The organism is Sphaerothrix gracilis Ecp01 (assembly GCF_030405905.1).
Taxonomy (GTDB): Bacteria; Cyanobacteriota; Cyanobacteriia; order Phormidesmidales; family Phormidesmidaceae; genus Sphaerothrix; species Sphaerothrix gracilis.
Map to the genome: position 1 here is coordinate 13,901 of NZ_JASATW010000003.1, position 23,301 is coordinate 37,201.

20 protein-coding genes are annotated in these 23,301 nt (G+C 52.3%); 5 read left to right on the top strand and 15 right to left on the bottom strand.

Annotated features, from left to right (window positions below):
* Positions 1-22: 22 nt before the first annotated feature.
* From QJQ48_RS03595 to QJQ48_RS03615, 5 genes are all read right to left on the bottom strand, one after another.
* The gene (locus tag QJQ48_RS03595) at positions 23-1,258 is read right to left on the bottom strand and encodes a glycosyltransferase (RefSeq protein WP_346289828.1); all 1,236 of its coding nucleotides are present in this window, start codon (positions 1,256-1,258) and stop codon (positions 23-25) included.
* 6 nt (positions 1,259-1,264) lie between these two features.
* A complete protein-coding gene (locus QJQ48_RS03600; RefSeq protein ID WP_346289829.1) occupies positions 1,265-2,122 on the bottom strand; it encodes a glycosyltransferase in 858 nt (285 codons plus the stop codon).
* A gap of 3 nt (positions 2,123-2,125) precedes the next feature.
* A complete protein-coding gene (locus QJQ48_RS03605) occupies positions 2,126-3,340 on the bottom strand; it encodes a hypothetical protein (protein ID WP_346289830.1) in 1,215 nt (404 codons plus the stop codon).
* A gap of 125 nt (positions 3,341-3,465) precedes the next feature.
* Positions 3,466-4,560, bottom strand: coding sequence for a glycosyltransferase family 4 protein (locus QJQ48_RS03610; protein WP_346289831.1), 1,095 nt, complete (start codon positions 4,558-4,560; stop codon positions 3,466-3,468).
* Positions 4,561-4,583: 23 nt separating this feature from the next.
* A complete protein-coding gene (locus QJQ48_RS03615) occupies positions 4,584-5,651 on the bottom strand; it encodes a glycosyltransferase family 2 protein (RefSeq protein ID WP_346289832.1) in 1,068 nt (355 codons plus the stop codon).
* 121 nt (positions 5,652-5,772) lie between these two features.
* Here QJQ48_RS03615 and QJQ48_RS03620 point away from each other — a divergent pair, with 121 nt between their 5' ends.
* The 3 genes from QJQ48_RS03620 (at position 5,773) to QJQ48_RS03630 (ending at position 12,048) form a co-directional block, all read left to right on the top strand.
* Positions 5,773-6,771, top strand: a complete 999-nt coding sequence (locus QJQ48_RS03620; RefSeq protein WP_346289833.1) for an SGNH/GDSL hydrolase family protein — start codon at positions 5,773-5,775, stop codon at positions 6,769-6,771.
* Positions 6,772-6,935: 164 nt separating this feature from the next.
* Positions 6,936-9,245, top strand: a complete 2,310-nt coding sequence (locus tag QJQ48_RS03625; protein WP_346289834.1) for a caspase family protein — start codon at positions 6,936-6,938, stop codon at positions 9,243-9,245.
* 133 nt (positions 9,246-9,378) lie between these two features.
* Positions 9,379-12,048, top strand: a complete 2,670-nt coding sequence (locus QJQ48_RS03630) for a CHAT domain-containing protein (protein WP_346289835.1) — start codon at positions 9,379-9,381, stop codon at positions 12,046-12,048.
* Between the two features lie 44 nt (positions 12,049-12,092).
* Here QJQ48_RS03630 and queG read toward each other — a convergent pair whose 3' ends face one another.
* Together queG and QJQ48_RS03640 are read right to left on the bottom strand one after the other, a co-directional pair.
* A complete protein-coding gene (gene queG, locus QJQ48_RS03635; RefSeq protein ID WP_346289836.1) occupies positions 12,093-13,067 on the bottom strand; it encodes a tRNA epoxyqueuosine(34) reductase QueG in 975 nt (324 codons plus the stop codon).
* Between the two features lie 48 nt (positions 13,068-13,115).
* Positions 13,116-13,472: a hypothetical protein gene (locus QJQ48_RS03640; protein WP_346289837.1), complete on the bottom strand. Its 357-nt coding sequence runs from the start codon at positions 13,470-13,472 to the stop codon at positions 13,116-13,118.
* A 122-nt stretch (positions 13,473-13,594) separates the two neighbouring features.
* Between QJQ48_RS03640 and QJQ48_RS03645 the strand changes: the two genes are divergently transcribed.
* Positions 13,595-15,007 (top strand): glycoside hydrolase 100 family protein, encoded by a 1,413-nt coding sequence (locus QJQ48_RS03645; protein WP_346289838.1) that lies wholly within the window; start codon positions 13,595-13,597, stop codon positions 15,005-15,007.
* 1 nt (position 15,008) lies between these two features.
* Here the strand turns inward: QJQ48_RS03645 and QJQ48_RS03650 are convergent, their stop codons facing one another.
* Both QJQ48_RS03650 and QJQ48_RS03655 read right to left on the bottom strand, forming a co-directional pair.
* Positions 15,009-16,070, bottom strand: a complete 1,062-nt coding sequence (locus tag QJQ48_RS03650) for a hypothetical protein (RefSeq protein WP_346289839.1) — start codon at positions 16,068-16,070, stop codon at positions 15,009-15,011.
* Positions 16,071-16,111: 41 nt separating this feature from the next.
* A complete protein-coding gene (locus tag QJQ48_RS03655; protein WP_346289840.1) occupies positions 16,112-18,325 on the bottom strand; it encodes an amino acid permease in 2,214 nt (737 codons plus the stop codon).
* Between the two features lie 148 nt (positions 18,326-18,473).
* Between QJQ48_RS03655 and QJQ48_RS03660 the strand changes: the two genes are divergently transcribed.
* On the top strand, positions 18,474-19,037 hold the full coding sequence (locus QJQ48_RS03660) for a Uma2 family endonuclease (RefSeq protein ID WP_346289841.1): 564 nt from the start codon (positions 18,474-18,476) through the stop codon (positions 19,035-19,037).
* Between the two features lie 35 nt (positions 19,038-19,072).
* Here the strand turns inward: QJQ48_RS03660 and QJQ48_RS03665 are convergent, their stop codons facing one another.
* The 6 genes from QJQ48_RS03665 to QJQ48_RS03690 all read right to left on the bottom strand — a co-directional run bounded on the left by QJQ48_RS03665 (position 19,073) and on the right by QJQ48_RS03690 (position 23,284).
* On the bottom strand, positions 19,073-20,197 hold the full coding sequence (locus tag QJQ48_RS03665; RefSeq protein ID WP_346289842.1) for a THUMP domain-containing class I SAM-dependent RNA methyltransferase: 1,125 nt from the start codon (positions 20,195-20,197) through the stop codon (positions 19,073-19,075).
* Between the two features lie 17 nt (positions 20,198-20,214).
* Positions 20,215-20,718 carry a MogA/MoaB family molybdenum cofactor biosynthesis protein gene (locus tag QJQ48_RS03670; RefSeq protein ID WP_346290110.1) on the bottom strand — a complete coding sequence of 168 codons (504 nt, stop codon included), beginning with the start codon at positions 20,716-20,718 and terminating at the stop codon, positions 20,215-20,217.
* Complete coding sequence (gene psb28, locus QJQ48_RS03675) at positions 20,715-21,050, bottom strand: photosystem II reaction center protein Psb28 (protein ID WP_346289843.1); 336 nt, start codon at positions 21,048-21,050, stop codon at positions 20,715-20,717. Before psb28 ends, QJQ48_RS03670 begins: the two co-directional genes overlap by 4 nt.
* Before the next feature lie 79 nt (positions 21,051-21,129).
* Positions 21,130-21,984: a DUF3592 domain-containing protein gene (locus tag QJQ48_RS03680; RefSeq protein WP_346289844.1), complete on the bottom strand. Its 855-nt coding sequence runs from the start codon at positions 21,982-21,984 to the stop codon at positions 21,130-21,132.
* A gap of 81 nt (positions 21,985-22,065) precedes the next feature.
* Positions 22,066-22,848: a DODA-type extradiol aromatic ring-opening family dioxygenase gene (locus QJQ48_RS03685; RefSeq protein ID WP_346289845.1), complete on the bottom strand. Its 783-nt coding sequence runs from the start codon at positions 22,846-22,848 to the stop codon at positions 22,066-22,068.
* A gap of 7 nt (positions 22,849-22,855) precedes the next feature.
* Positions 22,856-23,284: a DoxX family protein gene (locus tag QJQ48_RS03690; RefSeq protein ID WP_346289846.1), complete on the bottom strand. Its 429-nt coding sequence runs from the start codon at positions 23,282-23,284 to the stop codon at positions 22,856-22,858.
* Positions 23,285-23,301: the final 17 nt, after the last annotated feature.

Sequence of the window (23,301 nt, forward strand, 5' to 3'; positions counted from 1 at the left end):
AGTAGTTCAAGATTTTAACGGCTCAAAATTTGGCGTCTGCGGAGAAAGGCTGAGGCAGCTCTTTTTGGGCAATGATTGATTCATAGACAGAAACTAAATAACGGGCGATCGCGGGCCAAGCATATTGTTTTTCAACTAAGCGTCTGCCATTTTTGCCCAAGCGATCCCGCAGCTCTGGGGAAGCGAGCAATGAGGCGATCGCCTCACTGAGCTGAGGCACCTCACCCGGCACAACCAGTCCAGCCTCGGCTGCAGCAATTTCGTCAGAAATATAAACATCTGGAGTAATAACAACGGGTAAGCTAGCCGCCATCGCTTCTACAACAGCGATACCAAAGTTTTCAGAGAAAGAAGGCAGCACAAAAATATCAGATCCCTGAAGCAGCATTTCTTTTTCGGTGCCTGTTACAAATCCAGCAAAAGTTATCTTATCTGCTAAACCTAAAGACGAGACTAAATGCTTCAGATGATCGACATAGCCTGAATCACCAGAACCCGCTAATACTAAATGAAACGAAGCTTCTGTGACTGCTAAAGAACTCAAAGATTGAATTAATATATCGGGACGTTTTTTGTAATGCAGACGTGAAAAAAAAAGGATGATCGAAGTATCTTCTGCAAGCTGATATAGCTTACGCAATGCCTGCTTGACGTCTGATCGGTGTCCAGGAATTTCTACGCCAATAGGGGCGATGAAGGTGGGCGATTTGATCTTAAGATGGCAGACATCCTGGGCCTCTCTGCGTGAAGAACACTGAATAGCAGCAGCCTTTGCTAAATTGCGGCGTTCAATCAAAATGCTATAAATTTTCTTTTTTAGCTGCCCTTGAGCCAGCGCCCAGGGACATAGTTGTCCAATCGGATCAACAGTGTAGGGAATCTGCTGCAGTTGGCAAATTAAACGAGCTGCAGCCGACGGATAGGAGAAAAGATAGCGCGTTTCGACAATGTCATACTGACGAAGATTTTGCCAAAGCCATCGGGTCATCTCTGCAGAGAAGAGAAAAGTATCTTCAGTGCTGAACTTAAAGGCTGATGAATATGAGCTTTGTTTAGGAAAAAAGCGAACAGGCACGCCTTCATAAGTAACTGGTTTATTTAAGGGCACGCTCAGCGTTAGCCTAGGACCATCATCATTAGTTGTGATGATCTGAGCATCAACGCCGCGATCGCGCAAAGCTTTCACAACCCCTATTACCACGTGGCTAGGACCACCGCGAGCTAATGATATGGAAGGAATGACGTGCAGACTTTTCATAAACCGTTAGCGGTGAGTCAAATGGTCGTATGCCTTCATTGACGAGGTAACCTTTAGCTTGTTTGACAAAAGTGATTGTCTAAACAGACGAAGCATATAGTGTGGCAGATTGCTGAAACGCCATTGGGTCAGCGTTGTCCAAGCTTGAACACTTGTAATTATGTCTGTTTGGGGTCGAAGCCTGAAGTTCTCAGCCTGCATTTCCTGCTCTCTGCAGTTGCTTAACTGATTTTCATGTATGCGAAAACAAGCAACTGACGGATCTTGTAATCGAGCAAATTTAACATTTTTCTTCAGCGCACGAAAGTAAAAGTCAGCATCCGCAATCAACTGATAAGTCTCGTCAAATCCGCTCAGGCTCTCATAAAGGCTTCGGCGAAAAATAGCTCCTTGCTGAGCAAAACCAAAAACTCCTGCCTGAAAAAGAGATAAGAGCTGTTTAGGATGAGCTGAAGCAAAGGAATAGACAAAACGCCCTTCTTCATCGACGAAGTCACAGTTTCCATAAACTACGTCTGCTTCAAGCCTCTGTCCATAGTTTGTTAGCCGAAATAGGCTGTTGGGATAAAGCCAGTCGTCCGAATTGATATAAGCTAACCATTCTGTATCTAACTTGCTTAAACCAGCATTAATCGCCCGGTAAATATTTCCCGGTTCTGCATACAGCACCTGTATCTGCCAGCGATGACAAATGTCTAAAGTACTATCCTCTGAACCGCTATCAACAACTATAACTTTGACATCTACATTGCGCTGACTCACTAACGATAAAATTGTTGAGCCTAGAGTGCATTCGCTGTTTAAAGTAGGAATTACAACGCTAATTTTTGTCATGCCTTGAAAAAATATTTCAAATAGCAGCACGTATTATCTTCTGTCAGCTTCACAGAGCTGTTTATAAAGATATAAATTTTGCCCTTGCTTGAGAGTTTGTCTTCCTTTTAGCAAAAATTTGTTTTGCGAAGTTCGAGATGTAACGGCTAGTAGAAGCCATGTGGGTGGGAAAGCGACTGAGAAAGAGGCTAGTAAAAACAGAAACGAAAAAGTTCTACAAACTATTGAAAAGCTAGATACATACGTGTTGCAAAAGATTATGACTATGAAAATTAGAAAGAATAGACCTAGTTCTACGTTGTACTGCGCTAGGGCTGACACGATATCTGTTGTTTCGCTCTCAACATCTTGAAAATGAGAGTACAAATTATACTCATAGTAAATTTTGCTGGATGTAAAGGAGAAGCTGCCAGCCCCTGTGCCAAGCGGATATCTGACTAGAGACAGCAGAGAAATCCAAACGTTGCTTAGTCGATGAGCAACTGAAGCATCCTGAATAAGGCTAAAGGGATTATTCATAGCCTGCTTGAATACTGAAAAGCCTCTTCCTGAAAACGAAATTTGAATCAAACCATAGGCACTTAATAAAAACAAAGAGAAAAGAGTAAGCAGGTAATTTACTTTACGTTCATATACAATCTTATCGAGCAGCCAGTATCCCGTTAGGAATGCAAGAAATATGTATCCCGTTCCTGATTTAGAGAGCAATACCATCGAAATGCTCATTATGGCCGTGGAAATATTATAGAATATGTGAATATTCTCTCGTTTATTAAAATGGATTAGAACTAGTAGTAAAAAAACAGATATTGCACCTAAAAATCCAGGCTCCGGGCAAAAAGATGAAACTCCACGATATGAAAGATGTTCTAAACTACTTTGCTTAACTACGCGAATGAACATTCCTCCAAATTGAGAAAACTTTTCTGGATAAAGTAGGTGAGCGATCGCCCCCCAGAAATAAATATTGACGACAGAGTAGAAAACTTTAAAGTTAAAAAAAATGTATGTTTTTCGGATTGCATAATATATCAAAAATGCAAAAAGCAATCCTATTCTCTTTCTCAAGATAAAGTCAGTGGCGTACATAGAGTTAAAGTACGTCAGAGACAAAATTGAGATAGCTATAAATATTAAATCTATCTTATTAAAAGAAAATCGATCTTTGTACCATAAAAAGCCAATAGACAGTAATGCTGCTAATCCTACTAAAGGCTGTACATCAGAGCCTATTGGATAAGGAGACACGAAAGGCATTAAAGAGAAAAAAAACAGTATATTTGCTAATATTTTGAGCATTAGAGTGATATCAGTTAATTAACAGCTTCTGATTCCTGGCAAAAATATAAATCTCTAGCCCGTTGACGATCTAGTTAACAAATATGCTGATACAAGTCTGTTGTTTGAGCTGCTGTCTTTTCCCAGCTAAACATCTTTGCTCTCTTATAAGTTTTTTCTATAAGAAAATCTCGTTCCAGAGAATTTTTGAGCAAGAAGATTAAAATATCTGCTAAATCAGAAGCCGAATCTGGATTAAACAGTATCCCGGCATCGCCTACTACTTCAGGGAGGCTAGCGCAGTTTGCCGCAATGACGGCTGTTTTACAGGACATGGCTTCTAAAGGCGGAATGCCAAATCCCTCATAGCGTGAGGGATAAACAAGTGCTATGCTGCAGCGGTAGAGCTTGGCTAAGTGGTGATCCTTTACATAGCCAAAGTGCTCAACGTTGTTCTCCAATTTCAAGTGAGAAATCCGTTCCTTCTCAGCTTTATCGAAGGGCGGGCCAACTACGCAAAGTAGTAAGTCTGGCTGACTAGAAACAGCTTTTGAGAAAGCTAGCAGCAGACAGTCAAAATTTTTATATCCTGAACGATTACCTACATGTAAGTAATAAGGCTTTGAAGGCGTCGGTTCTGAACCATAGGACATGCTAATATCTATGTCTGAAGCTAGATACGTAACTTCAACTTTCTCTTCTGGAATCAGATATTTCTCTAGTAAATCCTTTTTCGTATTTTTTGATATACACAGTATTGCATCTGCAGATAGAACTGCTTGTCGCTTCATCTGAATGTGGCGACTGCTGAATTTTATTTGGTCTGCAAAAATTTCATGAATCATGTCCCATACGGTTACAACAACTGGAATTTTACATTTATTCAATCTCTGACGGGATAGCAAACAGTAGTATGTAGGATGAAGAATATCAAACTGCTGGAAATCAATGGCCTGCCTGAAGTAAAGTCTTGCTGATAAAAGAGAAAGACGCTTTGGCAAGTTTTCAAGCCGTTGATTAGTAAATTTTTTAAGTCTTGAATTTGCTGTATAGCCAGTATCTAAGGGTTTACAGAGCGTTAGGGACGGCGCGATGCTTTCTGGTAGGTAAGTAATTAAATTGTTGAAGTAACGGTTGATACCTCCAGCAGGCTGAACAGAATATACAAGCCCATCATATAGAATGTTCATTTTTGATCCTTTAGGGGTTGAACCTAACCTATTTCCGACCAGTGCTTTTCGCTATTAGCAAATAGTGACGTGTCGAGCGGCAACAGCTTTCTTAAATAGAGATATGAGCTTTGCCAGTAAGCCACTATTATTTTCGCCAATAATTTGCCCTGAGGATTTATTGAAAATGCTTTGCGGACGTACTTAAAGCTTGCAGGAAAATTTCCTGTCTCTACGCACAAATTTCCTGCTAGTAAGTTAACCTTAATTAGTAAATTGTCTCTTTCAGTTTTGCTTAAAGAAAGATGGCTTTTTTCTAATTCGTCGGTTATTAAATTAACCAGTTCTTGCCCTACTTTTAATCGCTGTTTTGTAGTAATTGTTTGCTCATGCCATCTAGTGGCTGCCATATAGTAGTCGACCCTTTTAATTGGATAGTGACGAGCAATTTTTATCCATAGCTCAAAATCAAATATATAGCTGATTTTTGAATTAATGCTTTCTACAGCTTCTAACGCTTTTCTTTGGATGAAAGTTGCCGGTTGCGGAATAAATTCTAGATTTAAGAGAGACAGGTAGCTAATATCTTTTGCATCCGATTTTCCAGTTAAAAATCCATGTTTATCAATTCTGACTTCATTGCCGCATACGACAGCAGCTTCAGGATTCTCCAGAAAAGCCTGAGCCGCTACAAATAGCGCATCGGGTAAGTAAGCATCATCTGAGTTGATATAGGCAAGAATGCTTCCTGCCGCTCTTTTCCACCCTTTATTTATGGCATCGGCTGGTCCCTGATCAGGTTCGCTAACCCAATAGCTAATCCACTGATTGTACTTTTCAAGTATTTCGAGAGTGCGATCGCTGCTACCTCCATCAATAACGATGTACTCTATCTTGGGATAATTTTGGAGCAAAACTGAGCGGATAGTTTCTTCAATAAATTCACCTTGATTATAGCTAGGCGTTACAATGCTAATCAAAGGATAGTTTGAAGTCTCGAAAGGCAGATTTTTCTGATGACGTTGATCGGTCCAAGGCCATCCTGTTTGTTTTGATTCAGGTGGCGGCAAATCTTCTGCTTTAATTGGAGATTTAGAGAACGCAATATTCATAAAGCCAAAAGAATTTGGGGATGCCAAAAGCAAAAGCTAACAGTCAATTCTATAAAACTTAACCAAGTTGGCTAGAAAAGAGGCTTTTAATTAATATTTGTACACATGCCGCAGTGTATAGATGCTGACTATGCCTAGAAAGATATTGAAAACCGCAGGATTTTTGGGCCTGTTCATACTGGCAATCGGAGAGCTATTGGCGCGGTTTAGTTTGGGTTTAGGTTCTCCTCCTCTATCCAGTCCTCACCCTACAGTCGAATATTTATACCAGCCCAATCAAGATGTTTTTCGATTTGGCAACCGCTTCATTACTAATCAATACGGGATGCGAAGCGAATTGTTTGCGGAAAAGAAAAAACTTGATAGTGAAATACGAGTAATGGTCTTTGGAGATTCCGTTTTGAATGGGGGCAGTCTTACCGATCAAGACTCGCTAGCAACGTCTCTTTTGGCTGCAGCCTGGGAAAAGAAGCTTAATCGCAAGGTCATTGTTGGCAATATATCCGCTGGAAGCTGGGGGCCGGGCAACTGGTTGGCCTATGCTCAAGCTTACGGTTTCTTCGAAGCTGATGTAGTCATTTTGCTGCTTTCTAGTCATGATGCTTATGATAATCCCACCTTTCAACCTTTAGATCTCAATACGCATCCGCAGAAAGCTCCCGTTTCAGCGCTACAGGAAGCGATCGCTCGCTATCTCCCCCGCTATTTCGCCAAAATTACCCGTCGTCCGGCGATAGTTCAGCCTAGTGACAGGGATATCGCATTGGCGACAGATCAGGGCATCAGCGATTTAAAGGAGTTTTTGCTGTTAGCGCAACAGCAGACCCCGCACGTCTTCCTGTTTCTGCATCCGACACGCAGCGAGGCAAGAACCGGACAACAGGAAAATGGATACGAGCAAATTTATACTTTGTCTACAGATCTGGGGATATCCACTTTTTCGCTGCATGAAGCTTTTCACAATGCCCTACAGCAGCGTGAGGCTGATCCTTACCGTTCAAATGACAATATTCATCCGAGTGAAGCAGGGCAGAAACTGATTGCTGATGCAATACAGCGGACTATTCCAGCATCAATATTACGGCTGTCTCAGCAGCGCGACAACAGCGTGACTGAATAAGTGCAGGCATCCGTGAAATATACTCCGGCAGAATCCAGGCTGAGTGAATGTTGTTTGGCCTCAGGGCTAACTTAAACAATATTTTGCGAATCCACTACTTAATCCGCAAATCCAGGTAAAAGTAGACATTACTTCTGTAAGCCCGCCCCCGATGGAGACTTCCCATGCCTGCTATCAAACGCCGTCAGTTTTTACAGTTTACGGGTTCTGCCCTTGCTGCGATTGGTCTGAATCAGCTTGACGTTTTTTACCAGGGCGATCGCGCGGCTCGTGTTCTAGCTCAGCCGGCTCCGCGCAAGCTGGCTTTGCTCATCGGCATTAATCAGTATCAGGGTGGAGTCAAAAATCTGCGGGGCTGTCTGACTGACGTGCAGATGCAGCGGCAGTTGCTGATTCATCGTTTTGGTTTTAGTCCCAGCGATATTTTAATGCTGACGGATGAGACCGAGATGAAGCCCACTCGGGCCAATATTCTGTCGGTTTTTGAAAGTCACTTGATCAATCAGGCTGAACCGGGAGATGTAGTGGTCTTTCACTACTCCGGTCATGGTTCCTACGTGCGCGATCCCGATCCGATTGCGCTGTCAAGCGCGCCAGGGAATGAGAATTTTCAAGGTTTTAACGGCACCATCTTACCTAGCGATGCCCGCGTGGAGGTTCAGGACGGTCAGGTCAATGACATTATGGGCAAAACCTTGTTTTTACTGATGTCGGCCTTGAAAACCGATCAGGTGACTATGGTTTTAGACAGCTGTCATTCCGGGGGGGGGACTCGCGGTAACGTTCTAATTCGCTCTGAAGATGCCCGCATCGCCGGCGTCAGCGCCCAGCCCAGCACCGCTGAACTGGATTACCAGGCCGAATGGATGAAGCAGTTAGGACTAACCCCCGAAGACCTGAAGGCGCGGCGGGCGGCGGGCATTGCCAAAGGGGTGGCGATGGGATCTGCCGGAGCCAATCAGCTAGCCGCAGACGCCACGTTTGGCACTGGAGAAGGTCAGTTCTTCGCCGGGGCGTTTACCTACACGCTGACTCACTACCTCTGGCAGCAGCCTAATAGCCAGATGCTAGATACGGTTTTCACTAGCCTGGCCCGGCAGACACGCGATGTTGCCAACAATTCGCAGCTAGCCCAAACGCCGGTTTATCAGACCGCTCCCGACCAGAACTACGAAAACAGGCCAGTCTATCTGGTTGAGGCCATAGCGCCCTCAGCCGAAGCGGTGGTGCTGGCGGAGGCTAGCTCAGGTGAAATGCAATTTTGGCTAGGGGGCGTGTCTTCCCAAAGCCTACGCTCTTTTGAGCAGGGAGCTATTTTCAACCTGATTGACGGGCAGGGTAACGCGCTGGGACAGGTTGAGCAAACCCGGCGGGAGGGGCTAGTGGGCTACGGCACTCTGCAGGCAGCGCGATCGCTATCGGCTTCAGGTATGCTGCTGCGAGAGCGCATACGGGGGGTTCCTAACGATCTAACCATGAAGCTGGGCCTGCATCCGTCCTTGGCGGCGGTGCTGCCGGGTGTACAGTCTGAGATTAACAACCTTAACCGTATGGCCGCGATCGCAATTGACCAGACTTCAACCGTCGATTACCTGGTCAGCCGCCTCACGCCAGAAGTGATCGCGCAGGGGCGATCGCGCGGCGTTGTGACTGAGGGTGAACCTGGCGGAATTGGCCTGACGACAGCCGACCTGATTCCGATTGAAGCGTCATTTGGGCGGGCGGCAGAAACAGCCGAGCAGGCGATCGCCCGCCTGCGCCCCCGGCTGAAGATGCTGCTGGCCGGGCTGGTCTTACGCTCGGTTCTAAATAGCGATACGTCAAATTTGGCGGTGAATGTTGAGGTCAAGCCGGTGCAGGGTGGGGGCACCTTTGCTCGCTCTAGCAGCCGGGGCGATGGAATTGTGGCGCAGCGAGTCAACGCTGAAATTCAGCAGTTGCGACCGGGCACGGAAATCCAGATTGAGGTGGTGAATAACGAGCCGCGCAGTCTCTACCTAGGCATCCTGGTGATTGGCAGCTCCGGGCGAATTACGATACTGCACCCGGTCAACTGGGAAGATCCTGAAGGCGCCGCCCTGGTAGACTCCGGGCAAACCGTAGTCGTCCCCCAAAATCCACCGCCTCAGGCAGGCCGCAACTACTGCGATCCCAACGACACCGACGAAAATTTTCACTTCTGCGTCTCGGGGACAGCCGGATTTTTTGAAGTGCTGGTGCTGGCTAGCACTCAGCCTTTGCGGGATGCGCTTAAGGGTATACAACAAATTGCCGGCGCCAGAGGTACGCGATCAGGCAGTCCCCTGGGTTTGGGAACTGAAACTGAAGAAGATGAGCCGCTGATGGTGGTCAATGCGCTGCTCAGCAATTTGGATCAGTCTACGCGGGCTGATGTTGAGCTACGCGGCGGCGTCAGCGGCATCGATACGGAGAAGCTGGCGGCCCTATCGGTCATTTTGGAGGTCGTGGCCTAATACTGCTATTGGGCAAATTCTCAGACAGCTCATCGGAACTGAACTCTTGGCATAGGCTGGGCGTTCTCATCTTCGCACCGGGTTTGTAGCTTTTCTGGCCCTGCTCAGGGTTGAGACTTCAAAGGAGAAAGCAATGCGACTGATGGCGGCGGCGGGACTGGTGTTCGGATTTTTGTTCTGGATGGGTCCCCTGCCCCTAGTTCAGCCTTTTGGTCTGCTTCCAGCTACAGCTCAGCCCGCCAGCGCTACCGCACAGCGGACACTCGCTACTGATCTACTGCAGCAGGGCAACTACCAGTACCGGGCTAGACAGTTCTCAGCAGCTTTGCAGTCCTGGCAGCGATCGCTGGCCCTCTTTAGCGCTATTAAAGATGGCAGTGGCATGAGGGCGGCGCTGGTTAGCCTAGGCGATGTCTCTAGTCAACTGAGCCGTTACGAGCAGGCCGTGGACTACTATGAGCAAGCGCTGACTATTACGCAAGCGCCGAGAGATCGCAGTGATGAAGCCGGTGTGTTGAACAATTTAGGCACTGCTTACAGGCATCTCAGCAACTATCGGCAGGCGATCGCCACTTTTGAAAAAGCCCTGACGCTATACACGCTGGCTGAGAACTCAGATCAGGTTGCCACCGTTTTAACTAACTTAGGCAATACTTATTGGTCGCTGGGTGACTATCCTGAGGCTTTTCGCCATCATCGCCGGGCTTTATTTATTTTTCGGGCGGCGGCCAATCCCCACAGGGAAGCTTATGCCCTCAACAACTTAGGCAATGTCTATTGGTCACGCCAAAATTATCAGCAAGCAATTGTCTACTACGAGCAAGCTCTCTCACCGCTGCGGGCAACTCAAGATTTTAACGGCCTAGCTCGTGTTTTCAATAACTTAGGCAGTGCCTATCAGGGGCTCAGTAATCAATCCCAGGCCATTCGCTACCACCAGCTAGCGCTGCTCCTGTTTCAGGTTATCCGCAACCGCGAAGGCGAAGCCGTTGCCCTCACCCGGCTAGGCAACACTTACTTATCACTGGCGGATTACCCCCAGGCGATCGCCCACTACCAGCAAGCGCTCCCTATCTTTCAGGCCACTGGCGATCGCGCCGGGGAAGCTTTAGTGCGGAGCCGATTGGGTAACTGGTTTGCGCTGCAAAATCAGCCAGCCCTGGCTATTGTCTTCTACAAAGCCTCTATCAATATCCGCGAACAGATTCGTGGCGAGCTACGAGAACTGCCGGTTCACCTGCAGCAGTCTTTCACCAACGCGATCGCCAGCGACTACCGCACCCTGGCCGATCTGCTACTGCAGCAAAATCGCATATTGGAAGCTCGGCGTATCCTCGATTTGCTCAAGGTGCAGGAGCTAGACGACTACCTGCAGGACGTGCAGCGCAGCGCCGCAACCGCTAGCGGCATTGATTACTGGCAGCCGGAACAGCAAATTTTAGATCTGTATCAGCAGGTCATCGTCGAAGCTGAGGAGCTGGCCTGGCTAGCTGCGAGGCTACATGACGGCGGCCTGACAGTGGCGGAAAGGGAGCGACTCAGCACACTTCAGAGCCGCCAAGCTCAATTACAAAGCAGCTTCTTTAAGTTTCTCGACTCTGCTGAAGTTGTAGCCGCGCTGAATCAGCTACGGGTCAGCACCGCTGGGCACAACCTGGAGTTAGAAAACTATCAAACCCTGCAGCGCAACCTGCAGCAGCTCCCGCAGTCTACGGTGCTGCTGTACCCGCTAATTTTAGAAAATCGCCTAGAGCTAGTCCTGGTGACGGCCAATACGCCGCCCATTCGCTATCCGGTGAAAATTGCGGCTGCTGAGCTGAACCGGGCAATTGTGGAATTGGGTCAGGCCCTGGCTGATAAAAACAGCGATGTGCAGCCATCGGCTCACCGGCTTTATCAGTGGCTGATTGAGCCGCTAGAAGCTGAGCTGACGGCGGCGGCAGCCGAAATGATCATCTTTGCCCCCGATGGAGCGCTGCGCTACGTGCCTCTAGCGGCCCTGCACGACGGCGATCGCTGGCTGGCCGAGCGCTTCCGCTTCACCCACATCACCGCTGCTTCCCTCACCAATTTTGATGCCGCGCCCCTTGCCGACTTGCAGGTGTTGGCAGCGGCCTGCGCTGAATGTCGCTTCAATTTCACGGTGCCAGAGGTGGGGGGGCGGGAGTTTCAGTTTGATCATTTGCCCCACACGGCGGCTGAAGTGGCGGCGCTAGCAGCTCAGCTAGGGAACGTGGATGTGCTGCTGAACCAGTCGTTTAATCCGGCGGACTTGAAACAGCGACTGGGGGGATACAACGTTTTGCATTTGGCTACCCATGCCGCTTTTGTCCAGGGAGAACCTAGAGAGTCGTTTATTGTGTTTGGCAGCGGCGAAACGGTGAGCCTGCAGGATATTCGCTACGAGTGGCAGTTTGGCAATATTGAATTAGTGGTTTTGAGCGCCTGCGAGACGGCCCTAGGCAGCACTGAACTGGGCAGCGGCGTGGAGATCTTGGGCCTGGGCTACCAGATGCAAAATGCCGGGGCCAAGGCGGCGATCGCCTCTCTCTGGAAAGTCAGCGATGGCGGCACCCAGGTCCTCATGAATGCCTTTTATGCGGCGCTAGCGGCTGGGCAGACCAAGGCCGAGGCCCTGCAAACCGCCCAGCAAGCTCTAATCAGCGGCAATTTTTCCACCTTCAGCGGCGATCGCGCCGAAGTGATTCTTACCAGCCGCAGTACTCTGCCGCCAGCAGTTTCTCGCCGCCTCAGCCATCCCTACTACTGGGCTCCTTTTATTCTGATTGGCAATGGCCTTTGACTAGCCTGAATCAGAACAGCGGAGCCTGGCCGCTTTAGCGGCGGCTACGTCTCTGTGGCAGGCTGATGGCTGAGATTAGCGCGGGCATTACGGCGCAGCATGGCGGGCTTGATGCGGCGCAGGGCAGACGCCGGAAAGCGCTGGTTCCAGTCAGCCTCGCTGAGAGTGGCTAGCTCGCTGAGAGGGGGAGCCACATTCCAGGGGTAGGGCTGAAAGTCCTCGATATCGGTTGGCTGAGCAAAGCGCTGGTTCCAGGGGCAAACATCTTGGCAAATATCGCAGCCTGCCACCCAGCCGCTGAGATTCTGGGCGATCGCCTCAGGCAAGGTTTCGGCGCGATTTTCAATTGTGTGGTAGGCCAGACAGCGGTTAGCATCAACGATGCCCGCTGAGCGAATAGCCTGGGTGGGGCAGGCATCTAGGCAGCGGCGGCAGGTGCCGCAGTGAGCCGTATGGGGGCGATCGCTGGGCAGTTCCAACGCCGTCAAAATCTCTCCCAAAAACACCCAGGAACCATAGTCGCGGGTGATGACGTTGCCGTTTTTAGCAATCCAGCCAATCCCCGCTTGCTGCGCCCAAAATTTATCCTGAACGGGGCCAGTGTCGGCGTAGTAGCGAGTCTCGGTGTCAGTTTCGGCCTGCAGCCACTGGGCCAGCGCCTTCAGCTTTTTATGCAAAATGCGGTGATAGTCTCGGCCCCAGCCATAGCGCGAGATCTTGGCATACTGGGGGCCAGCGGGCCGCTGCTGGGGGGTGTAGTAGTTGAGCGCTAGGCAAATCAGCGATCGCGCTGCCGGCATCACCTGGCGAATATTCTGCCGCTTAGGATTTTCCATCCAGGCCATGTCCGCCTGATAGCCCTGAGCCAGCCAGCGCTGGAGGGCCTCCTGGGTTGCGGTTTCGGCGGGCGGCAAGGTCTGTTCCTCCGTCAGGGGGGGGACAGCAGCAATGCCCATTTTGTGAAAGCCAAGTTCAAGCGCCTTTTGCTCGATCGCGGCGCGGGTAATCTCAGAGGGCATAGTGGGCTAGCGGTCAGTGCAGATTGGCCTACCTCTAGCCTATCTTTTCTAACCGCAGCGACGGCCCTGAGCGTCAAAGATAAAGCAGGGCGAATCATCATTACTGCGGCTGCTGGGAGAGAGGGCGGCCCGGCCTGACTGACTGCCGGGCTGGGCGCTATTGGAGACGGCCCGGACCGGAGTGGGGGCGGCATTGATCACCGTGTCGGCGCTGCTGTCTGTCTCTGAGCCACAAAACTCGGATAGATCTACGAGGCCACCTTCGTTAGTTTCCAAATAGCACAGCGGCGCATCTAGCTCGCTCAAGGAAGCGGGACTGACCATCTGACCCTGAGCGTTTAAGGGAATGCTGACAGCGCCAATGGCCGCAACCACTGCGATCGCGCCAAAACCTCTCAAAATCATGACTTTATTCCTCTGCGAATGGTCGAAGCAACACTATTAAGCAGTACGCGCTCAGCCGCAATGCGGATGACTTTAGCCCCGCAACTTAACATAGGGATGTGATTTCTAGGCTGAACTGTCCTATGTCAACGCTCGAAACCCTGATCCAAACAGCGCGATCGCTGCTCTATGACCAGGCACTGGTGAGCTACCAGGGTGACTACATTGGCGCAGTGGCCGCTGTCAGTCCAACTGAGGCAGGGCAGTTTCATGCCGACCTCAACTACGGCGAAGTTTTTGTACGGGACAACGTGCCTGTGATGATCTACCTGCTGCTGGACAATCGGCCTGGGATTGTGCGGCGATTTCTAGACTGCTGCCTGCAATTGCAGCAAACAGAAGGGCGATCGCGCGGCGTTTTCCCCAACAGCTTCTGTGAGCATCAGGGACAACTGGTGGCGGACTACGGCCAGCGGGCCATTGGCCGGGTCTGCGCCTATGACGCTAGCCTGTGGGTGCCGATTTTGAGCTGGATTTACGTGCAGCATACGGGCGATCGCGCCTGGGCTAGCCAGCCTGCCCTGCAGGCGGCCCTGCAGCGGTTTTTGACGCTGATTTTGCAGCCCGGCTTTCGAGACACGCCCCTGCTAGAAGTGGCTGACGGCGCTTTTATGATCGATCGGCCGCTAGATGTCTGGGGCAGCCCGCTAGAAGTTCAGGCATTGCTCTACGGGGCGTTGCAGAGCGCGGCGGCGCTTTTGCGCTTAGGGAAGACCCCACAGCAGGCTGAATCCGATCGCCTCATCACCGCCGCCATTAGCCGCGCCAGCCAGCTGCGGCAGTTTTTGCTGAAGCACTACTGGATAACGGCGTCTACCCTAGAGCAAACTCGGCGGCAGCCGACAGAGCAGTACGGCGACGCCATTGATAACGAATACAATGTCTACCCTGCTGCCATTCCCGACTGGCTACAGCCCTGGCTAGCCCCTGACGGTGGCTATCTGATGGGCAATGTCCGCACCGGACGGCCTGACTTCCGCTTTTTCACCTTGGGCAACTGCTTGGCCGCCCTGTTTGGCATTTTGCCGCTGCCTCAGCAGGCCAGCCTATTTCGGCTGATGGTGCACCATCAGGACGCCCTGATCGGCCAGATGCCGCTGCGGATCTGCCATCCCCCCTTAAGCGAAACGCAATGGCAAATTCTCACCGGGTTTGACCCCAAAAATCGGCCCGGCTGCTACCACAATGGCGGTTACTGGCCCTGTCTGACCTGGTTTTGGGCGATCGCTTTTCGCCGCTACCAGGCTGAAGCCAAGTCCACCGATGCTGAAGATGCTGATTTAGAAAAAAGCTGTCAGCAGGCGCTGCAAAACGGCTTCAGCTATATGCAGCAGCTCCCCCAACGGCGCTGGTCAGAATATTTTGATGGCCCCAGTGGCGGCTGGATAGGGCAGCAGTCCCGCGACTATCAGACCTGGACGTTTGTGGGCTTTTTGCTGACCCAGCATTTTCTGCAGCCCCAGGCGGCGATCAACATTATGGGTTTGCCTAGCTGAATCAGTCTGATGCCGCCTCGTCATCAGTCGATAGCACGCGCAGCCGAATGGTGCGGGCCAGGGAACTGTCGGCCTCGCCAAGCTGAATTTCAATAATTTCGCTCGTCAGGGGACCCAGGCAGTCTAGCAGCGATCGCAGATGAGGGGTGCTGGCGCCGCTGTCTACATAGACCCGGTCGGCCAGCTTCTTCACCCGCTGCCAAGACGTGTAGAGCTTAGCGACGGCCTGCTCTAGCTGAGCCGCCTGGTTGACTAGATCGGCGGTGGCGTTGAGACAGCCAACCCGCAGGGCTTCCTCTAAGGCTTGCTCTAGATTAAGGTCGTCCCGGTTAAGGGCCTGCACCTGCACCGCCGCCGCCAAGTATTTCGACAGATAGCGGGCTTCAGCCGTGACCTGTTTTAGCGTGTCCACATCTGGGTTGAGAGCCACTTCTGTCCGCAGCGTGTCCTGGTGAGAGGTCGGCAGCTTTTCCATCTCTCGCACGAGGGGCGCTAGGTAGCGGGTCGGAATCGTGTCGCTAGCGGCTTTTTCCTTAATTTCGGCAGGCAGCAGGTCAGAGGTCATGGCTGTCCACTCGTCCGAGAGCTGCCGCACTTCCCGCCGGGTGATGGCATCCCCCCGCTGGGCCGCCTCGCTGACGAGCTGCTGCACTTCTGGAGCTGACTGAGCCGTTTCTACAAAGGCCCGCTTGCTGAACTGGTTGACGTTTTCAGGCGCCAGCATCCCCTCGGCAAACAGGGTGTCGGCGCTGTCGGCCAGCTCAATCAGGCTGTAAGCCTGAGTTTTGCTAATTTCTCGGTCTTTCAGCCAGTTGAGAAAGCCACTGCCGCGCCCGCCGCTCTGCTTTTCGCGATCGCGCACGGTGCGCAAGATCCGCCCCCGCCAGATATCGGTTTGCAAATCAAAGCGATCGCAAACCTGCCAGGCCATCTCCACCTGCTGCAAAAACTCCGGCTCAGAAATTTGCTCGTCTTCTGGATCTGGGAGCTGAAAGCTCAAATCGGCTGGCTGAGCCTGACCATTGGCCGTGAGGTCTGAGGTGAATGAACGGGGAGAAGACATAGGGCGCTTAGTAACCGACAGACGCACTATTATGCCATCGTTTATTCCATCAGCACGTCTGCAAAGGAGAAATTAGGCGCGGCCAAGACAAAAACGGTAGGGGGGAGATGTTGGGTGCGGAGCTGCAGCTTGGCATAGTAGTTGCCAAAGTCGTTGCCCGGACTGGCCATGCCGAGAAAAACCATGTCCGCATTGCTAGAGGAGGACTGGAGGACTTCCTCAAACGGGCGATCTTCGCTGATGAGGACTTCCGGTACGGCCCCGATCCGCAGGGTTTGGGCCAGGTTTGTCAAATTGGTCTTAGCGGTTTCTGCGGCAGCTTTGTCAGCCACAATCAGCTTCAGGTAAAGGGTCGCCCCTCGCCACTCAATGCTGGTGCGCAGCAAATCCGCCAGTACCAGCATCAGGCCGCCATTGGCGTACAGGCCGCCCCACCAAACGTCAATCTGGCGGTGGCGGTTGGGGCGAATTTCCGGCGCATCGCGGAAAATAATCACGTTGCGCTCCGACTGATGCAGCTGATCAATCAGCCAGCAGTAGCGATCGCGGGTGCTCAGCTCCTCGTTATTCCCCAGAATCACCGTGTCGGGCACCATTGGCCCTAGCCCATAAATTTCCACCAGCCGCCGTGCCCCTTCAAAGGGATCAGGGGCCGTAGAGAGCCGCACCAAAGCCTGAATGCCTCGCTCTTGCAGGTTGTTGCGAATGGTTTCTTCCAGCTTTTCCTGACGGGGCACATCGCGGGAACCCGGCGGCAGGATGCTCGCCACCGTAAACAAGCCGCGATTGTGGTTGAGGGTATTGGCTAGCTCTACCAGCCCCCAGCGCCGGGGCAGCGCTCCTGACAGTACCAAAAAGTGAGGTCGCCAGTTTTTGGCATCGGCTTCGCTGCGCTGACCCAGTTGAAACAGGCTGGTGCGCAACATCATCATCCACAGTCCCTGGCGCACATCGCCCCAGGTAACACTCAGCTCTCGCCGCTGTAGCCAAAAATAAAAGCCCAAAACAATCAGTCCGGCTACGGCAGTAGCCACCGGATTAATTAGCAGCATGGCCGCTAGACAGCCAATAGCCCCCAGCAGCGATAGCGACCAGTGCACCCGAAACAGGGGCCTAAAGGAGGGACTTTTAAGAAAGCCCTCCACACCGGCAGAAACGTTCAAGACCAGATAGGTCGTGAGGAAAAACATGGTCAATACGGGGGCAATCAGGTTGAGATCGCCGATATAGACGGCGGCAATCACCACTACCAGCGTGACGGCAGTGCCAATTCGCGGCTCATCATCCGCGCCGCTGCCTTTGCCCAAGAATGACATCCACCGGGGTAATACCCCGTCTCGCGCCAGCGCCTGCAAAATGCGAGGCGCTCCCATGATGCTGCCGAGGGCGCTTGAAAGGGTTGAACCCCAAACCCCCAGAAAAATAGCTGGCCCCCAAAACGCGATCTGCTGCATGATCAGCGGATTGGCGACCAAGGTGGCGGCATCAGCCCGGGTCGCCAGGAGGATCGGCAATCCCATGTAAACCAAATAACCTGTCCCGACTGCCGCCAGGGTGCCGATGGGAATAGAGCGGATGGGATTGCGCAGATCGCCCGACATGTTGACGCCCGCCATGATGCCTGTCACCGCTGGGAAAAAGACGGCAAAAACCTGCCAGAAGGATTCTCCCCCTGGTGTACCCCACATCTCAATTCGAGTTGGCTCTAACGAATCGCCAAAGATGAGTGAAATCAGCGACAGGACGATCGCCGCCATAATAAAATACTGGGCCCGGATGGCAAACTTAGCCGATATCAGCGCTAGGGCCGCCACGCCAATCGTGGTAATCAGCGCCACATAGGTCTGATTGAGCTGACTAAACGCGCCGACGACGCTCTCAGCAAAGCCAATGGTGTAGAGCGCTACGGAGAGGGCTTGAGCAAAGTAGAGGGGAATGCCTACTGCGCCCCCGGTTTCAACCCCTAAAGAGCGGCTAATCATGTAGTAAGCCCCGCCAACTCGTACCACTCGGTCTGTAGCGATCGCCGAGATTGAAAGCGCCGTCAGCAGGGTAATCGCCGTAGACAGGGTCACAATCAGCAGCGTCCCCAACAGCCCTACATTGCCCACGACCCAGCCAAAGCGCAGATACATGATCACGCCCAAGATAGTCAAAATGGAGGGCGTATAGACGCCGCCAAACGTGCCTAAACCACCGCTGCTAGAGGGAACTGTTTCAGGGGGCTTAGCAGGGCGGTTAGAAAATAGCTGCATGATTAAAGCTTGTACTGGGCAAGGCTGTGGGGCAGTTTCCCCTTTAGCTTAGCGATCTATTGCCAATTGCTGACCGTAGAGACAGAGCGATCAAGCCGGAAGACAGAGGCGATAGCGGTAGGATAAAGGCAGCCACGGTCAATGCACGATGACACCCGTTTCCATTGCCTCTCTAACGCTAGATACCTTTCTGGAACTACCAGAAACTGAACCTGCCAGCGAATTTATCAGCAATCAGATTCTCCAAAAATCTATGCCTCAGGGAGAGCACAGCCTGCTGCAGAGTGAGCTAATCAAGGTTATTAACGCGGCGGCTCAGCCTAATCAAACGGCTTATGCTTTTCCTGAACTACGCTGCGTGTTTGGCGGGGCCGCCATTGTGCCAGATGTGTCTGTGTTTCGCTGGCAGCGAATTCCGCGAGCAGCTTCAGGCCGCATTGCTAATCGGTTTGAAACCTATCCCGACTGGGCAATTGAGATCCTATCTCCCGATCAATCCCAGACCAAGCTGTTGGCGAAACTTTTGCACTGCATTGAGCAGGGGACGGAACTTGGCTGGCTGCTTGACCCCGGAACCGACAGCATCTTGACTATCTCTGCCGATTCCCGCCTGCAGCTATATCAGGGTGCAGCCCCTTTACCTGTTTTGTCCGGCATCGAATTAACGCTGTCTGCTGAAAGAATCTTTGGCTGGCTGTCCCTACCGGCATGATGCAGGCCGCGATCGCCCTAACCTAATACAGATCCCTAATACAGCTCATACTTCATCCACTGGCAGGGCAGCGAACCGTTAAACACCGGAATCCGCTCAGAGGATTTCAATCCAATGTAGCTAGCCAGCGCTTTATTGCCGCTGAGCACATAGGCCGTCCAGCCCTTAAACCGCTGCTTCAGCACATCTCCCAACAGCTTGTAAAACGCCCCTAAATCCTCGTCGCGTCCCAGCCTTTCACCGTAGGGCGGATTGCACAGCAGTATGCCGCGATCGCTGGGAGCGTCCACATCCGCTAAATCTTTGATCGCAAACTGCACCTGATCCCCGACGCCACAGTTGGTGGCGTTAGTGCGGGCCTGCCGGATGACCTCAGGATCGCGGTCGCTGCCCCAAATGGGCGCGGGCAGGTCGGCTAGCTGGCAGGCGTCCGCTTCCTTAAGCAACCGATCCAGCAGCTCCACGTCAAAATCGGGCCAGGTTTCAAAGCCGAAGCGATCGCGGTAGAGTCCCGGCGCAATCTTGAGCGCCATCAGGCTAGCTTCAATCGGCAGAGTGCCAGAGCCGCAGAGGGGATCTAAAAGGGGAATATCTGGCTGCCAGTCGGAAAGCTGAATCAGCGCTGCCGCCAAAGTCTCTTTCAGCGGTGCCTCTCCCATGGCCGGACGGTAGCCCCGCCGGTGCAGGCTGTCGCCGGAGCTATCAAGACTGACGGTGCAGCGATTGCGGTAGAGATGCACGTTGACCCGCACGTCGGGCGCTTCAGTATCGACGCTGGAGCGGCTGCCTACAGTCATCTGCTGCTGATCGACGATGGCATCTTTCACCCGCAGCGCCGTGAAGTGGCTGTGGTTGAGCTGCTGGGTTTTGCCCGTAGCGGCAACGGCCAGGGTATGATCCGGCGTCAGGTAGGGGGACCAGTCAATTTTTTGAATGCCCCGGTAGAGATCGTCGGCATCTTGACAGGCAAACTCGCCAAGCTGCAACAGGATGCGGAAGGGCAGCCGCGCCCAGAGGTTGAGGCGGTAGAGCAGGGGGCGATCGCCGCTAAATTCAACGCCGCAAAAGCCGGGCGTCGCCTGTTTAGCCCCTAATTTTTCTAGCTCAGTAGCGGCTAGTGATTCTAAGCCGCGAGCTACGGTGGCAAAATACTGCGCCATTGTATTGGAGAGGTAGATTACTGCAGCAATCCCACCAGATGAGTCAGCTCTGGCAAAATGAGGGACTGCATCGCTAGCCGCACAGCACTGCTTGACCCCGGTAGCGAAAAAACCAGTTTAGCCTGATAAACCCCGGCGATCGCCCGTGAGCCAATGGCCCGCGAGCCAATTTCTGCGTAGCTCAGGGAGCGAAATATTTCTCCAAATCCCGGCAGCGTCTTTTCTAGCAGAGCCGCGATCGCGTCATAGGTGGTATCGCGGGGGGCAATGCCGGTACCGCCGCTCAAGATCATCGCCTTTAGCTCAGCTTGGTCGGCCCACTGCGCTAGCTGCCGCTGAATCAGCGCTGGCTCATCCGGCAAAATGGTGTAGGCCCCCACCCGATGCCCCGCTGCGGTTAGGCTGGTTTGGATGAGCTGGCCGCTGCGATCGGTTTCTGGTGTCCGGGTATCGCTGACGGTGAGAACAGCGCAGCAAACGCTAGCGCCCTCAGGGGCATCAGGATGGGGAACGGCCATCAGCTTTTGGTGAATCCCAGCCCGTTCTGCTCGGCATAGCGATTCATAAACCGCATGAAACGCTCCCATGCCTCCACGCTTTTCATCACGTAAACCGCCTCAATCCCTACAGGCTCACCATTGACGAATCGCGCTTTGACCTCACGGCTGCTGAGTTCTCCTTCTTCATCAATCAGGTACATGCCTGTAATCTCGCCCCCTTCATCCGTTGTTAGGGCCTTGGGGTTGTCAAAATAAAAGGTTGCTGTGCCATCTGAGCCATCGGGGGCGCGGGTCAGACGCACGTCTGGAATAACTTCTTCTGTAACGCCTTGCTTAAATTGAATTTGAGCCATATCAATGGGTTCCAAAGGGTAATCAAACTGAAGCCCTCATTCTCTCATCTTTCGCAGATCCTCGCAGATCTGGCTGGGATCACTGAAACCTTGACTGGGACGCAGCCTTTTCTATGGGCTGGGGCTGGCTGAAAGTTAATCGCATCGCTAGGGCTAGGGTCAGAAATACTGTGCCCATCAGCGCCAAGATTGCCGGTGTCAGCCAGGCCAGCAGGGTACTTGAAAAAGACTGAATTCGCGCTCGAACGGGCTTCGCTGGGTCGTGCAGCACCGTGACCTGCTCCCCAACTTCGTAGTTCGGGGGGGAACTGCCTTCGGCTAGCTGCACCTGATGCAGTTTCCCATCAGCACTGTAGAACTCGACTACTGGAAAATAGTAGGTAAGACGGCGGCGATCGCTGTTGATCCGCTCCTGGGCAATCAGCTCAACGACCTGACCCGGTGCGCTCACTTCTCTAGCAATCAGGCGGCGAGTGTAGAGGCTTGTGATGGCTGCAATTGCAAATAACAGCAGCGAGACGGGCAGAAATATCCAGAAAATGATTCGGTCAACTGGCCAGACTTCGGGAGCGCGCTCAGCTAAAAATTGCTCTGTTAGAGAGGGCGCCATTTCTGAAAAAGGCTCTGAGTTGAAAAGACGATCTGTGTCAGCTAAGTCTTCAGCTCCCGACGGGGTTTCGGTGTCTAACAGGCGATCGCTGAGCCGTTCTATGGCTTCATAATCTGCCAGGTCTAAAATCTGCTCAAAGTTTTCGTAGAGAACGCCATCGACTTGAATAGAGATGATGTCGCTTCCTCTGAGACTGATAATAATTTGCCTCTCATCAAAGCCTGCATTCATAAGTGCCTCCACAGTTCGCCCAACTGGTAAGGCTCTGCCTCGAAACAGTAGCAGGGCCTGCGGCTCAACCGTAGCGTAGCCGCAGGCTGCCATGACGGCTATGACGGAACGTAAAGAACTCAGGCGTTTCGAGCAGGGCTATCTCATAGCGTAGCTCGTTCTAGCGCAATCAAATCAGTCAAAGCGGTAGGACGCCATACTTAAAATGCCGTGGGTAAAGCTGGTGTGAATTTGTTGACTCTGAGCCGTTGCGCCAGCAGCCCCTAAAGCGACAAATAGGGGCAGCAAGTGTTCTTCGCTGGGATGGTTCTCAATGGCGAAGGGAGCTTGCTGACGATAGTTGAGCAGCGCTGTCAGGCTTTGAGACAGGTCTTGAGCGAGGATCTGCGCTAGCCAGGTATCAAATGCCTGCACCCAGTCCGGCGGCGTGGCGTCAAACTCATATCGGCCAAAAGCACCTAGGTGATGGGTGGCCGAGCCGCTGCCAATAATCAGCGTGTGGTCTCGCAGTGCCCTCAAGGCCCGCCCTAACCGCAGATGATAGGCAGGCCCTAGCTGTGGCTGCAATGAAAGCTGGGTGACAGGAATATCAGCCTCCGGATACATCAGCATCAGCGGTTCCCAAGCGCCATGATCTAAGCCTCGATCAGCCTGGGTCTGAACGGCAAAACCGGCTGACTGTAGGCGCTTAACAGTTTGCTGGGCCAGCTCAGGCGCGCCGGGAGCGCGGTAGTGGAGCTGATAGAGTTCGTCAGGAAAGCCGTAAAAGTCATGAATTGTTTTGGCAGATTCAACTGTGCTGATGGTGGGCGCGGCGGTGAGCCAGTGAGCAGAGACAACCAGAATCCCTGCCGGTTTACCCAGAGTCGGGCCGAGCTGAGTCAAAAAGTGCCGAAAGGGGCTGGCCTGCAATAGCAAATCGGGGGCCCCGTGAGAGAGGAAGAGGGTAGGAAACATAGGTCTATTACCAGCGCACCGCAGTACTGCCGGGGCCATGCTGGACGACCATCAGTAGCCCCCCCACGATCGCCAGGTTTTTCATCAGCATGATCTGCTGCATTGGGTCAGCAAAATCTGTGTGAAAGATGAGAGTGGCAATAAGGGTAAATACAATTAGAGCGATCGCACCTAGCCGCGCTCTATAGCCCAGCAGCAATGACAGCCCGCCCCCCAGCTCTACAGCAATAGCCGCAATCAGAAATAGCGAGGTCAATGGCATTCCGTAAGCTTGCATATACCCTTCGGTGCCGCCGAAGTTGAAAATTTTGCTCACGCCTGACCAGAGAAATAAACCAGAGAGCAAAATGCGAGCGACGAGAGGAACATGGTTGCGGGTGGCATACAGTCCGGTGGCAGGGGGGCTGGGAGGAATATCAGAAACACGAATACGCATAGCTAACTCCTTTGGGT

Bases quoted from the DNA above. Each gene is read 5' to 3' on its own strand.
- QJQ48_RS03595 (WP_346289828.1), bottom strand. From the start codon at position 1,258: ATGAAAAGTCTGCACGTCATTCCTTCCATATCATTAGCTCGCGGTGGT.
- QJQ48_RS03610 (WP_346289831.1), bottom strand. From the start codon at position 4,560: ATGAACATTCTATATGATGGGCTTGTATATTCTGTTCAGCCTGCTGGA.
- QJQ48_RS03615 (WP_346289832.1), bottom strand. From the start codon at position 5,651: ATGAATATTGCGTTCTCTAAATCTCCAATTAAAGCAGAAGATTTGCCG.
- QJQ48_RS03620 (WP_346289833.1), top strand. From the start codon at position 5,773: ATGCTGACTATGCCTAGAAAGATATTGAAAACCGCAGGATTTTTGGGC.
- QJQ48_RS03625 (WP_346289834.1), top strand. From the start codon at position 6,936: ATGCCTGCTATCAAACGCCGTCAGTTTTTACAGTTTACGGGTTCTGCC.
- QJQ48_RS03630 (WP_346289835.1), top strand. From the start codon at position 9,379: ATGCGACTGATGGCGGCGGCGGGACTGGTGTTCGGATTTTTGTTCTGG.
- queG (WP_346289836.1), bottom strand. From the start codon at position 13,067: ATGCCCTCTGAGATTACCCGCGCCGCGATCGAGCAAAAGGCGCTTGAA.
- QJQ48_RS03640 (WP_346289837.1), bottom strand. From the start codon at position 13,472: ATGATTTTGAGAGGTTTTGGCGCGATCGCAGTGGTTGCGGCCATTGGC.
- QJQ48_RS03645 (WP_346289838.1), top strand. From the start codon at position 13,595: ATGTCAACGCTCGAAACCCTGATCCAAACAGCGCGATCGCTGCTCTAT.
- QJQ48_RS03650 (WP_346289839.1), bottom strand. From the start codon at position 16,070: ATGTCTTCTCCCCGTTCATTCACCTCAGACCTCACGGCCAATGGTCAG.
- QJQ48_RS03655 (WP_346289840.1), bottom strand. From the start codon at position 18,325: ATGCAGCTATTTTCTAACCGCCCTGCTAAGCCCCCTGAAACAGTTCCC.
- QJQ48_RS03660 (WP_346289841.1), top strand. From the start codon at position 18,474: ATGACACCCGTTTCCATTGCCTCTCTAACGCTAGATACCTTTCTGGAA.
- QJQ48_RS03665 (WP_346289842.1), bottom strand. From the start codon at position 20,197: ATGGCGCAGTATTTTGCCACCGTAGCTCGCGGCTTAGAATCACTAGCC.
- psb28 (WP_346289843.1), bottom strand. From the start codon at position 21,050: ATGGCTCAAATTCAATTTAAGCAAGGCGTTACAGAAGAAGTTATTCCA.
- QJQ48_RS03680 (WP_346289844.1), bottom strand. From the start codon at position 21,984: ATGGCAGCCTGCGGCTACGCTACGGTTGAGCCGCAGGCCCTGCTACTG.
- QJQ48_RS03685 (WP_346289845.1), bottom strand. From the start codon at position 22,848: ATGTTTCCTACCCTCTTCCTCTCTCACGGGGCCCCCGATTTGCTATTG.
- QJQ48_RS03690 (WP_346289846.1), bottom strand. From the start codon at position 23,284: ATGCGTATTCGTGTTTCTGATATTCCTCCCAGCCCCCCTGCCACCGGA.